The organism is Vibrio quintilis, assembly GCF_024529975.1.
GTDB classification, from domain to species: domain Bacteria; phylum Pseudomonadota; class Gammaproteobacteria; order Enterobacterales; family Vibrionaceae; genus Vibrio; species Vibrio quintilis.
In genome coordinates, this window is the sequence record NZ_AP024899.1 from 14743 (window position 1) to 27304 (window position 12562).

Below are 12562 nucleotides of genomic sequence, written 5' to 3' on the forward strand. Positions count from 1 at the left end.
GATGACGGTCGCTGACACTCACAACACAGACAAAGGAATCTTCATGGAACACAGAAAAATTGCTTTTATCGGTGCCGGAAACATGGCGAAAGCGATTATTGCAGGTTTGATCAGCAGCCAGTATCCGGCCAAAGCCATCACAGCAACTGCGCCGGGAAACCAGCGTCTGATTCCTTTAGCTGACACCTACGGTATCAATACATCACATGACAACCTCTCTGCAGCAGCGCAGGCCGAAGTTATTATTTTATCCGTTAAGCCTCAGTTGCTTAAAACAGTCTGTGACCAGCTGAAAGAAGTCGACTTTTCAGACAAACTGGTGATTTCAGTTGCTGCCGGTGTCACCTGCAGCCGCATCGGTGAAATGCTGAACACACCGGATCTGAACTTAATCCGGGTCATGCCAAATACACCGAGCCTGATTAACCGTGGGATGAGTGGTTTATTTGCCACCCCGCAGGTCAGCGACACGGACAAAACCTTTGCAACCCATCTTTTTGAGGCAACCGGTGAAATATGCTGGGTTCAGCATGAAGCGCAAATCAATGCTATCATTGCCGCGGCAGGCAGTGCGCCAGCCTATTTTTTCCTGTTCATGGAAGCGATCCAAAAAGAAGCCGTGGCTCAGGGATTTGATCAGGAAGTGGCACGATTGCTGGTTCAGCAGACGGCCATCGGCGCAGCAGAGATGGTCAAAGCAAACGGTGAGACTGAGTTATCTGCCCTTCGGGAACAGGTCACCTCAAAAGGCGGAACAACCGCAGAAGCCATCAGAACATTCAACGAACATCATTTATCTGACATTGTGGCTAAAGCAATGCAAGCAGCGGTCAGCCGCGCTGAAGAAATGGAAAAATTATTTTAAACAGACGCTTACTGAAAGCGTAATCAGTCTGAGTAAGGGCAATATATGAATGCGATTAGTTTTCTCATCTCTACCCTGTTTAACCTGTATATCATGGTTGTGATTATGCGCATCTGGCTTCAGGCCGCACGCGCTGATTTCTATAACCCGTTTTCACAGTTTGTCGTCAAAGCAACACAACCTGTTGTGGCGCCGTTGCGCCGGATCATCCCTTCTGTCGGCAACATAGATCTGGCAACACTGGTGTTCGCCTATGTTCTCTGCGTCCTGAAATTTACCATTCTGGTGCTGGTTGCCACACAAGGTTCATTTGGTTTTCAGCCTTACTATTTTTACCTCAGCCTGCTGGCTCTGGTAAAAGCGGCTGGCGGTCTGCTGTTCTGGGTACTGCTGATCAGAGCGATTCTGAGCTGGGTCAGTCAGGGACGCAGCCCGATTGAATATGTGTTTATGCAAATTACCGAACCATTTTTGGCACCGATCCGCCGTATCCTGCCCGATCTGGGAGGCATAGACTTAAGCATCCTGGTGTTATTTATCCTGCTTCAGTTCCTGAATATCCTGATTGGCAACTTCATCGGTCCAATCTGGGGCCAGCTATAATGCAGGCAATTCGCAGAGATGGTGAAGATGTGGTTATGAATTTGTATATCCAGCCGAAAGCCAGCCGGGATAATGTGGTTGGCATTCACGGGGAAGAAATTAAAATTGCGATTACCGCGCCCCCGGTGGACGGTAAAGCCAACGCCCATCTGACCAAATATCTGGCGAAACAGTTCAAAGTCGCGAAAAGCCGGGTTGAAATAGAAAAAGGAGAACTGGGAAGACATAAACAGGTCAGAATCCATTCTCCGGCAGACATACCCCCCGCTTTTCAGGCGCTCATATAAACGATATCCGATAGTAAAAATCCGCCTTCTTAGAAGGCGGCTTTGGTTTACAGCCCCCTGAAAGGGAGCATTCTCGCGCTGTTAGTTCATCTTCAACTCTAACTGCGCCTCGTATTCTTGATCTTTCTTATCTTGGTGTCTGACGTAACGTCTGATGATTTCTTCATTTACGCCAACCGTATCGACAAAGTAACCTCTTGCCCAAAAATGATTTCCCCAGAGCTTCTTTCTTATATGCGGGAATTTGTTAAACAACCGGATTGCCGAACGTCCTTTCAACATCCCCATCAACGTTGAGATAGACACTTTTGGTGGAACTATCACAACCAGATGAACATGATCTTGCTGAACATTTAGTTCCAAGACCTCGCAATCTTTCATATTGCATAAAATATAGATTGAGCGATAAAGCTCCTTACCTACGTTACCTTTCAGGATCTTGAATCTGTATTTCGGCGTCCAAACTATATGGTATTTACAACGCCAATAGACATGTGATGAACTTCTATAGTCGCCCATGTTTTTTGTTTCCTCTTACTTGTGGTGAATAAGAGGTTTACTTCTAACATGGGCATTTCTTCGGGCAATAGCCCCAAGGTTCAATCACCACCGCCCAAGGCGGTGGTTTAGGGATGACAATGAAAATGTCAGTTCCAACCATTTCGGGCGAACTCCTGTTAGCCGATACGGTTGCGGAATTCTGCCAGATGAATCCGGGGCTGACTATCGACATGTCTTTGAACAATCAGTTTGTTGACTTAGTGGAAGGTGGATATGATCTGGTCATCCGGACAAATAATCTGGAAGATTCAAGCTTAATTGCCCGGCATATTCTCAATTCACAATGGGTGGTCTGTGTTTCACCGGAATATCTTGCCCACAGTGAAGAATTATACCAACCGGCAGATCTGGTCAATCATAACTGCCTGCTGTATACAGGTCAGACAACCGGCGCGAATGAGTGGGAATTCATTCACCACCAGCAACGATATTTCATCAGGGTATCCGGCAACTTATCAACTGATAATGCGGTCGCACTCAGAAAAGCAGTGTTGAGTGGCTATGGCATCGCGTATGTGCCACGATGCCTCGTTTATCAGGATTTACAGCAGGGCTTGCTGAACGAATTATTTGCTCATCAGGCCGGAAAAAACCTGGGGGTCTATGCTGTTTATCCTTTCACCCGGCAACCCCAAAATAAAGTCAGGCTGCTGATTGAGCATATCCGGACCAGATACCTGGATATTGGTCACTATTTTTCCGGTGAAACGGAATCCACCGGGATTCAGTAATCACCAGTATGTATAAACGTCGCCGGACAGGACATGTGACAGCCCTATTCCTTCGCTTTTACCTGATCCCACATGGCATCGAGTTCAGCTAAAGTCAGCCCGGTCAAAGGCTTCTCCTTTGACCGGGCTATCGCTTCCACGCCTTTAAAACGACGAATAAATTTCTGGTTTGAACGAGTGAGCGCAGTTTCAGGATGACACTTCAGGTGTCGTGATAAATTCACCACAGAGAAGAGTAAATCCCCCAGTTCAGATTCAATTTTTGTCTGGTCCGGCTGAGGATGATTCACTTCTGCCATCACTTCATCAAGCTCCTCCTGAACCTTTTCAACCACAGGTGGCAGTGTATCCCAGTCAAAGCCAAACTTAGCGCACCGGGACTGCAATTTGTTCGCTTTGCTTAATGCGGGCAGAGAAGCAGGAACAGCATCCAGAATACTCTGTTCAGTTTTCCCTGCCTGTGCTTTTTCTTCTGCCTTAATTTTATTCCAGTTCGCCTGAATCTCAGCTTCATCTTCTACTTCCAGCTGATCAAAGACGTGAGGATGACGCCGGATCAATTTTTCATTCACACCCCGAATCACATCATCAAAATCAAATAGTCCCTGCTCTTGTGCCAGCTGACAATAGAAAACAGCCTGAAAAACAAAATCCCCTAACTCTTCTTTCAGGTTTTCCCAATCCCCGCTATGAATTGCATCAACCACTTCGTATGTTTCTTCTATGGTATGCGGCACAATCGTCTCAAAAGTCTGCTTCAAATCCCAGGGACAACCAGACTCCGGATCTCTTAGTCTGGTCATAATCTGTTTCAGTTGTTCAATTGGATGTGACATAAATCCTCTGTTTATTTAAAGAAAAAGCGAGGAAAACCTCGCTTTTTTATATTCGATCCAGCCTATCCCAGCCGCTTGACCGACAGGACATCTTTTGTCTGTTCTATGCGCAAGCAAACCCGGCTCAGCACCTCTACACTGGTCAGTTCAAGATCAAAATCCATATAGATCAGCTGACGCTTGTGATCAGTACGGCTTTTCATACTGGTCACTTTTATTTTTTCATTCGCCAGCAATGTCGTGATGTCTTTCAGCAAGCCGCTTCTTTCCATCGCCTCAACCCTGACCGTCAGCACGTAAGACCCAAGCAAACCACGCCCCCAGACGGTATCAATAATTCTTTCCGGCGCATGATGCCGCAGCTCTTCCAGCTGCTCACAATCACTGCGGTGAACAGAGATTCCCCGTCCTTGCGTGATATACCCTTTAATATCATCGCCGGGAATCGGCCGGCAGCAACGCGCCAGATGTGTCATCAGGTTATCAACGCCTTCAACAACAACGGCATCTTTTCCGGGCGCAGAAGGTGGTGTGGTTTTCTCTTCTTTTTCCTGTAATTTTTCCAGGGCCAGCTTATCTTCTTCTTCAGCAGTCGGCTTATTCACCAGTGCATTGATATGATTGATAATTTGATTAATTCTCAAGTCACCACTACCGATACCAACATACAATTCATCAGGAGAATTGACATTAAACCGCTTCAGTGAATAATCTGCAGCATCTTTCAGCGTTGCACCGATTTTGCCCAGTTCAGTTTCCAGAATCTCCCGGCCTGCTTCGTGGTTCTTCTCCCGGCTCTGCTTTCTGAACCATGCATTAATCTTGGCCCGGGCACGACCTGAGTGAACAAACCCGGAAGCCGGGTTCAGCCAGTCACGGGAAGGATTCGGCTCCTTAGCGGTAATAATTTCGACCTGATCTCCCATCGTTAACCGATGCGTAAACGGTACGATACGCCCGCCAACTTTCGCACCAATGCAACGATGCCCGACTTCAGAGTGAATGTGATAAGCAAAATCCAGTGGCGTTGCCCCCATAGGCAGGTCGACAACTTCACCTTTTGGCGTAAAGGCATACACACGGTCATCAAATACCTGGCTACGTAATTCATCAAGCATCTCACCGGAATCTGACATCTCTTCCTGCCAGTCAAGCAGTTTACGCAGCCAGGTAATTTTTTCATCATAGCCACGATGACCAGCTGAACTGCCTTCTTTATATTTCCAGTGTGCGGCAACCCCTAATTCAGATTCTTCATGCATCTGCCGCGTTCTGATCTGAATTTCTATCGTTTTCCCTTCTGGGCCTAAAATCACCGTATGAATGGACTGGTAGCCATTAGGCTTCGGGTTGGCAACATAATCATCAAACTCACTGGGTAAATGTTTGTACTTGGTATGAACAACACCAAGCGCCGCATAACAATCCTGCAGTTTTTCAGCAATAATCCGTACTGCCCGAACATCAAACAGCTCATCAAATGCCAGATTTTTCTTCTGCATTTTCCGCCAGATACTGTAGATATGTTTCGGCCGGCCACTAACCTCCGCAGCTATATTTGACGAAGCCATTTCCTGATGTAAATCTTCAACAAAATCATGAATATATTGTTCACGTACAATCCGGCGTTCAGACAATTGTTTGGCAATTTGTTTATAGGTATCCGGCTGCTGATAACGGAAAGCATAATCTTCCATCTCCCACTTCAGCTGACCAATGCCCAACCGGTTTGCCAGCGGCGCATAAATATTAGCGCATTCCTTCGCAGCCTGACGACGCTGCTCATCAGGCTGATCTTTGACTTCCCGCAGATTACAAATCCGCTCGGCCAGTTTGATCACAACACATCGAAAGTCATCAACCATCGCGAGCAGCATCCGGCGGACATTATCCACCTGAGCCGAAGCTTCACCACCTTGCAAAGAAACATTTAACTGACCAATGGCGGCCATTTCTACAACACCATCAATCAGTTTAATGATTTCTTTGCCGTAGTGTTCCTCCAGAACCTCAAGATCAAACAGGTCGCAAGTCACAACAGGGAAGAGCAGTGCTGCCACCATGGTGTCTTCGTCCATCGACAGGGTCATGAGAATCTCGATCATCTCCCTTCCCCGCCACAACAATAACGGACCTTCCGACTCATCAACAACCAAACTTTCTATGTGCTGGTAGGTCTGTTTGAGCCTGCCTGCAACCGCCGGATCCTGAACCAAGCCTTCAATCCACCGATCTAATTCAAATTGTTCATCAACATTTAAATGTGCGCTTCTTACCGCAACCATCTGTCTTCATCCCGGTTTTTTTTGATTCGACCTGACTCATTCAACAGAGTTCACTTTGACACATCCGGATCCTGAGTCAGTCAGTTCCATGTATTCAGTCAGCCACCTTTGACAAATAATGCCATTGACTCCAGATGACTGGTGTGAGGAAACATATCCAGCATACCCAGTTTTTCTAACTGATATCCCTGCCTGAGTAAGCTTTGTGTATCTCTCGCAAGCGTAGACGGATCGCAGGAAACATAAACTATCCGCTCTGCACCAAATTGACCTGTCAGATCAATAATCCCTTTTGCTCCCGCTCTTGCAGGATCAAGCAATACTTTATCAAACCGCTCTGTTGCCCACTGATTTTCAGTGACATCGTGTTCAAGATTTGCCTGATAAAAATTTAAGTTTGTCAGTTGATTCAATGCCGCGTTCCGGTTTCCCTGAGCCACCATGTCATCAATACCTTCCACCCCTACAACAGATTTCACCTGTTTTGCAACAGGCAAACTAAAGTTGCCAATACCACAAAATAAATCAAGCACCCGGTCATCAGGCGTAAGTTGCAGCCATTGCAAAGCCTGAGACACCATTGCCTGATTCACAGTGCGGTTCACCTGAATAAAATGATGGGGCTGAAATGCGGTATACACTCCGGTTTCATCATATCCGGGAGACGCTCCGGTTAACAACTCCGCCTGTTCAGCGCCCGGTTTCATATATAATGTGATACCACGACTGATTGCAAATGACTCTATATTGTGGATATCAGAGTCCGGAAGATGCCCCATCGTTCTTAAAAGCATGACAGGCCCGGAGTGAACAGCAATCAACTCTACATGCCCCAGTTTTTCAGGCCGGGAACATGTCTGAAAAAGCTCATACAACGGAACAAGTAATTGTTCCAGCACAGGTGCCAGCACTGCACATTCTGACACATTGATAATATTATTACTTTGTTTTTTACGAAAACCGAACGCGAGTTTTTTCTGTCTTGTGTCCCATTTCAAACTTAATCTTGCTCTGCGTCTGTATCCCTGATCTTCCCCCGTCACCGGGGTGGATAAGGTGATCTTCTGGCCAGCGATTTTTTCCATCAGCTGGCGCAGGGTTTCCTGCTTGTAATGCACCTGTTCTTCATGGGCCTGATGCTGGAGGTTGCAACCGCCGCACGAGTCATAATGAGGGCAAAAAGGATTCTGACGTGAAGAAGACTTTGATTTCACGTCGATCAGCCGGGCCCGCGCATACTTACTTTTATTCTCTGTCAGTTGAACAAGTACCTGTTCACCGGGTAAAGCGCCATCAACAAAAATAGGTTTGCCCCCCTGATAAGCGATGCCGGCACCTTTGTGATCCATCCGTTCAATGTGGATCAGTTGATGCTTGGATGTCGGTGAAGTTCGCTTCCCGGGGCGAAAAAATTGTGCCATACAATATATCTGTCTATATCTTTGAAAAAATTTGCCTCGTTTTCACTATTTCCAGATTTGAAAGATTGTGAATTACTCCTGACTTGATTAAGCTACCTCTATGAAACAGACCGTTACGGAAAGGACTCATCAATCGTGAGTATTTTCCCATATCCATCCGATGATGTTTAGAAAATAATGACAAGATATGGCTTGCGTGCTCGTGTAATAACGTTAACTTTAGCGCCAACACTCATTATTGGCTTGCTTTTAAGTGCTTTTTTTTCCTACAACCGCTATCACGATCTTGAATCTCAGGTCATCAGTGAAGGCACCAATATTATTGAGCCACTGGCGATCGCCAGTGAAGAAGCTTTAGAACACAGAAGCCGGGAATCTGTCAGGCGCGTGATCAGTTACGCTCACAGGAAGAATTCAAAATTTGTCCGCAGTATTGCTGTCTTTGATAAACATCATGAACTATTTGTCACCTCCAACTTTCATCCGGATTTTGAATCGCTGACCTACCCGAAAGATAAACCGATTCCGACGCTGAGCAGTACGGAGATGAAAGACAATAATACACTGATTCTGCGTACACCGATTCTGGCTGAAAGCAGATTGATTGAAGGGTCTGCCGAAACAGAAGCGCTGCCGGTACTCGGCTATATTGTGATTGAGCTGGATTTATCTACACTCAGATTGCAGCAATACAGGGAAGTTTTCTCAGCCATTCTGGTTCTGATTCTGGGATTAACCCTGTCAGGTATCTTCGCTTTCCGCTTACTTCATGATGTAACCCGCCCTATCTCTCATATGAAGAATGTGCTGGACCGGATTCGCCGGGGACACCTTGATGTGCGTATTGAAGGGACAATGCATGGAGAGCTCGATGAGTTGAAAAATGGCATCAATGCCATGGCCGCTTCTCTATCCGAATATCATGTCGAGATGCAGCACAGTATTGATCAGGCAACGTCTGACCTGCGGGAAACACTTGAGCAGCTTGAGATTCAAAACGTTGAGCTGGACATTGCGAAAAAACGGGCTCAGGAAGCTGCCCGGGTAAAATCAGAATTCCTGGCCAATATGTCTCATGAATTGAGAACACCGTTAAATGGCGTGATTGGATTTACCCGGCAAATATTGAAAACACAACTGACCAACAGCCAGAAAGATTACCTTCAAACCATTGAAAAATCAGCTAATAACCTGCTGAATATCATTAATGATATTCTCGATTTCTCCAAGCTCGAAGCCGGGAAGCTGGCATTAGAAAACATTCCGTTTGAGTTACAGGACAGCCTTGAAGAAGTCGTGGATCTGCTGGCGCCGGGCGCTCACGAGAAAGGTCTGGAAATTAACCTGAAAGTTGACCGGAAAATTCCGGCAGGATTAATCGGCGACCCGCTCAGAATTCAGCAGGTCATTACCAACCTGGTGGGTAATTCAATTAAATTTACCGAGCGCGGAAACATCGATATCATTGTTGAGCTCCGCACGGTCAGAGATGATCTGGTCGAGCTGCAATTCATGGTAAAAGACACTGGTATTGGTATTTCTGAACGACAGCAGTCTCAACTTTTCCAGGCATTTACACAGGCAGATACCAGTATTTCCCGTCGCTATGGCGGTACAGGTTTAGGGTTGGTCATCACCCAGAAACTTGTCAGTCAGATGGGCGGAGAAATCAGTTTAACCAGCCGACTCCACCGCGGGTCAACTTTCTGGTTCACCATCAGGTTACATACAACAGAAATTACTATGAGTGACTGGTATACGCCTGATCTGCTTACCGGAAAAAAAGTATTACTGCTTGAACCACACATACAATCAGCTTCCTTCATTCAGCAGGCACTCATTCAGGAAGGTATCATTGTCAGTCATATGGCTGAATTTCCTGAAGTTGTACCACAGAATGACTACGTCATTCTGAATTTTTCACCGACACAAAAGATTATCACGGAAAAAGCTGAACAACTTGTCCGGCAGTCTCTCTCCTGCGCAAAAATCGTCCTGGTTGGTATCCCGAGTACCGAGCTGGCGCTGGCAGATCATCTGATGACCCACTATCCGGTGAAGTGTATGACAAAGCCGGTGACGAAGAAAAAATTGCTCCAGATGATGACTGATGCCAGTCCGGTTTTACCATCCCTTCAAATAGTCATGCCTGAAGAGGCAACCGCCGAAAAGCTTCCGCTAACCGTCATGGCTGTTGATGATAATGAGGCAAACCTGAAGCTCATTACAGCATTACTTCAGGAAAGAGTCGACAAAGTCATCAGTTGCACCGATGGTCAGGAAGCGATTAATGAAGCGAAAAAGCAAAAGTTTGATTTGATCTTTATGGATATTCAGATGCCGCAAAAAGATGGCGTGACGGCTTGTAAAGAAATCAAGCTATTACCTCAGAACAAAACAACACCAGTCATTGCAGTTACCGCACATGCAATTGTTGGCGAGCGGGACCGGCTTCTGAGCGAAGGGATGGATGACTATCTGACTAAACCAATTGAAGAACATATCCTGCAGCAGGTGCTCATCCAGTGGAACCAAAATCCCCGTGAGTTATTATCCTCTGCATCACACCAGCCACCAGTCCGGAATAAAGAAGCCCCCGAAGCTCAAGATACGATTATTGACTGGTCCTCAGCCCTTTATCAGGCAGCGAATAAAGTGGATTTAGCCAAAGATATGCTGACAATGCTGGTGGATTCCATCCCGGAGGTTCATCTGGTCATAGAAAATGTGATTCATGAAGAACCTAATCCGGAGCTTCTTCTGCACCACATCCATAAACTACACGGCAGCTGTTCTTATAGCGGTGTTCCCCGGTTACAAAAAATCTGTGCGACACTGGAACAATCATTACGCTCCGGTCATAACATTTCATCACTGGAACCCGAACTGTTTGAACTTCAGGATGAAATGGAAAAAGTTGTAATCGCAGCCAGGGAATTGCTGGACTCGTTTGAAACGTAAGATAAATCAGAAGAGTCATTCCGGAGAGAAGAAAGAATAAGTCTCTGTTGCAGGGGCCGGACTGTTTGTGACAAAGAGGAATTGTGACAGAGAAATATTGCAACAGAAACGGTTTGCTACAAAGAATGTCCCGGAACAGATGACTCAAAGATAACAGATGCAACAGCATAATTCCGTTCATCTGAAATCGATAAAAAAACTGAATTGACCTGCTGAGATTCTGCAAGAGATGCCGCTGTACCACTCAGGTTCAACACGGGCTTTCCCAAATCATCATGAGAAACTGTGAAATCATGAAATGTAACGCCCCGGGCAATCCCGGTTCCCAAAGCTTTTGAAGCGGCTTCTTTTGCAGCAAAGCGCTTTGCCAGAAAACGTTCCGGAGACTTTGATTTTTCATAATCAAGCATTTCAGCATCAGTTAAAATACGCCGGGCAAAACTATCCCCGGCTCTTGATACCACTTGCTTAATCCGGTCAATCTCAACAATATCTGTCCCGAATCCTGTCACTGCCATGGCTTATTTCACCTGATAACGTGCTTCAAGCATTTCTTTTTTCATATCAGCGACAGCTTTGCTTAAACCATCAAAAACCGCGCGACCAATAATAGCATGCCCGATATTCAGCTCATGCATCTCAGGTAAAGCCGCAATCGCAGCAACGTTATGGTAAGTCAGCCCATGGCCCGCATTGACCATTAACCCAAGGCTATCTGCATAGCTTGCGGCGGCAGCAATTTTCTTTAATTCGTCCTGCTGCGCTTCCTGACTCTCCGCATCAGCATAATGACCGGTGTGTAATTCAATATAAGGTGCGCCGCAAGCTTTTGCTGCGTCAATTTGCTCTCTGTCCGCATCAATAAACAAAGAAACTTTAATTCCGGCTTCTGTCATCTTTTCAGTTGCAGCTTTCACTTTGTCCTGCTGCCCCAAAACATCCAGTCCACCTTCTGTTGTCAGTTCTTCCCGCTTTTCAGGAACTAAGCAGACAAAATCAGGTTTTGTTTGAAGGGCGATATCAACCATCTCATCGGTAACTGCCATCTCAAGATTCATCCGGGTCTGGATTGTCTCTTTTAAGATTCGGACATCCCGGTCACGGATATGGCGACGATCTTCTCTTAAATGGATGGTAATACCGTCAGCACCAGCCCGTTCAGCGACTTCAGCGGCATGGACGGGATCCGGATATTTCGTTCCGCGTGCATTTCGCAACGTTGCTATATGATCGATATTTACACCTAAAAGAATTGAACTCATTTTCCTTTACTCCGTGTTTTGAATAGACCGGACTGAGATATAAATAGCTCCCGGCTTTTTAATGGCTTTCCGCCCAAATAAGGCTTCAGGGCAATTCGCGTAAAACGCTTCGCGGCCTGAAGCTGTCCTGGTGTCATAAAACGTCTTTCACTGATAGCAATCAGCTCAGCACCGGTAAAAGTTAAATGATCCCTTCTGACCGATGCAATAAATCCTTTTTGCTCCCGGTAGCGATAAGTCATTTCCGGGTCAACGGGTTCGCCGGTTCCTGCACAATGCAGAAAATCGACCCCATATCCCAAAGCAGTCAGTAAAGACAGTTCAAAGCGTCTCAGGGCAGGTTCAGGATTTGGATTCTGGACTAACTCGGTTAAAACTTGAAGGTAATCATAAAATAAACCAGGCTGTGATGCCTCGGCAGGGATAAGCCTGACCAACAGTTCATTCACGTACAGAGCGGAATATAAATGAATGCCGGTCAAAGGTAAACCCAGACTGATAGATTCAGCCTGACGAAGTGTCTTCATCTGCCCTTTACCCGACCACTTTATTAACAGAGGAACAAACGGCTGTAAAACACTTTTCAATACGGAACGCTTACTTCTGGCGCCTTTAGCCAGCAGAGTCAAACGTCCGTATTCTTCCGTAAAGACATCAATAATCAGACTTGATTCACGGTAGGGGCGACGATGTAAAACAAAACATCGCTGCAACTGGGTTTCTGACATTTCAGGAATTCCTGCATTTTAA

At 46.1% G+C, this 12562-nt stretch carries 11 protein-coding genes and 1 pseudogene; 5 read left to right on the forward strand and 7 right to left on the reverse strand.

Features of this window, described 5'->3' with window-relative positions; all coding sequences use genetic code 11:
• The first annotated feature begins 43 nt into the window (after nt 1–43).
• Genes proC through yggU form a run of 3 tightly spaced genes read left to right on the forward strand, consistent with a single transcriptional unit; the run spans nt 44 to nt 1755 of the window.
• Nucleotides 44–865, forward strand: a complete 822-nt coding sequence (gene proC, locus OC443_RS26135) for a pyrroline-5-carboxylate reductase (RefSeq protein WP_073586612.1) — start codon at nt 44–46, stop codon at nt 863–865.
• Between the two features lie 45 nt (nt 866–910).
• Complete coding sequence (locus OC443_RS26140; protein WP_073586613.1) at nt 911–1468, forward strand: YggT family protein; 558 nt, start codon at nt 911–913, stop codon at nt 1466–1468.
• The gene (gene yggU / locus OC443_RS26145) at nt 1468–1755 is read left to right on the forward strand and encodes a DUF167 family protein YggU (RefSeq protein ID WP_073586614.1); all 288 of its coding nucleotides are present in this window, start codon (nt 1468–1470) and stop codon (nt 1753–1755) included. The genes OC443_RS26140 and yggU overlap by 1 nt, the downstream gene beginning before the upstream one ends.
• A gap of 81 nt (nt 1756–1836) precedes the next feature.
• Here the strand turns inward: yggU and tnpA are convergent, their stop codons facing one another.
• A complete protein-coding gene (gene tnpA / locus OC443_RS26150; RefSeq protein ID WP_073580231.1) occupies nt 1837–2274 on the reverse strand; it encodes an IS200/IS605 family transposase in 438 nt (145 codons plus the stop codon).
• 119 nt (nt 2275–2393) lie between these two features.
• Here tnpA and OC443_RS26155 point away from each other — a divergent pair.
• Nucleotides 2394–3047: pseudogene (locus OC443_RS26155) on the forward strand (substrate binding domain-containing protein); the annotation flags it as partial.
• A 44-nt stretch (nt 3048–3091) separates the two neighbouring features.
• Here OC443_RS26155 and mazG read toward each other — a convergent pair.
• The 3 genes from mazG to rlmD form a co-directional block, all read right to left on the reverse strand.
• Nucleotides 3092–3883, reverse strand: coding sequence for a nucleoside triphosphate pyrophosphohydrolase (mazG, locus tag OC443_RS26160; RefSeq protein ID WP_073583776.1), 792 nt, complete (start codon nt 3881–3883; stop codon nt 3092–3094).
• A 62-nt stretch (nt 3884–3945) separates the two neighbouring features.
• Nucleotides 3946–6168: a GTP diphosphokinase gene (gene relA / locus OC443_RS26165; protein WP_073583778.1), complete on the reverse strand. Its 2223-nt coding sequence runs from the start codon at nt 6166–6168 to the stop codon at nt 3946–3948.
• A gap of 98 nt (nt 6169–6266) precedes the next feature.
• The gene (rlmD, locus tag OC443_RS26170; RefSeq protein WP_073583780.1) at nt 6267–7589 is read right to left on the reverse strand and encodes a 23S rRNA (uracil(1939)-C(5))-methyltransferase RlmD; all 1323 of its coding nucleotides are present in this window, start codon (nt 7587–7589) and stop codon (nt 6267–6269) included.
• Between the two features lie 177 nt (nt 7590–7766).
• Between rlmD and barA the strand changes: the two genes are divergently transcribed.
• Nucleotides 7767–10550 (forward strand): two-component sensor histidine kinase BarA, encoded by a 2784-nt coding sequence (gene barA / locus OC443_RS26175; protein WP_073583782.1) that lies wholly within the window; start codon nt 7767–7769, stop codon nt 10548–10550.
• 116 nt (nt 10551–10666) lie between these two features.
• On the opposite strand, the gene acpS is transcribed toward barA, so the two are convergent.
• From acpS to recO, 3 genes are read right to left on the reverse strand one after another with little or no spacing between them, the layout of a single operon-like run.
• The gene (acpS, locus tag OC443_RS26180) at nt 10667–11068 is read right to left on the reverse strand and encodes a holo-ACP synthase (RefSeq protein ID WP_073583784.1); all 402 of its coding nucleotides are present in this window, start codon (nt 11066–11068) and stop codon (nt 10667–10669) included.
• 3 nt (nt 11069–11071) lie between these two features.
• Nucleotides 11072–11812: a pyridoxine 5'-phosphate synthase gene (pdxJ, locus tag OC443_RS26185; RefSeq protein WP_073583786.1), complete on the reverse strand. Its 741-nt coding sequence runs from the start codon at nt 11810–11812 to the stop codon at nt 11072–11074.
• Nucleotides 11809–12540 (reverse strand): DNA repair protein RecO, encoded by a 732-nt coding sequence (gene recO, locus OC443_RS26190; RefSeq protein ID WP_073583788.1) that lies wholly within the window; start codon nt 12538–12540, stop codon nt 11809–11811. The genes pdxJ and recO overlap by 4 nt, the downstream gene beginning before the upstream one ends.
• Between the last annotated feature and the right edge of the window lie 22 nt (nt 12541–12562).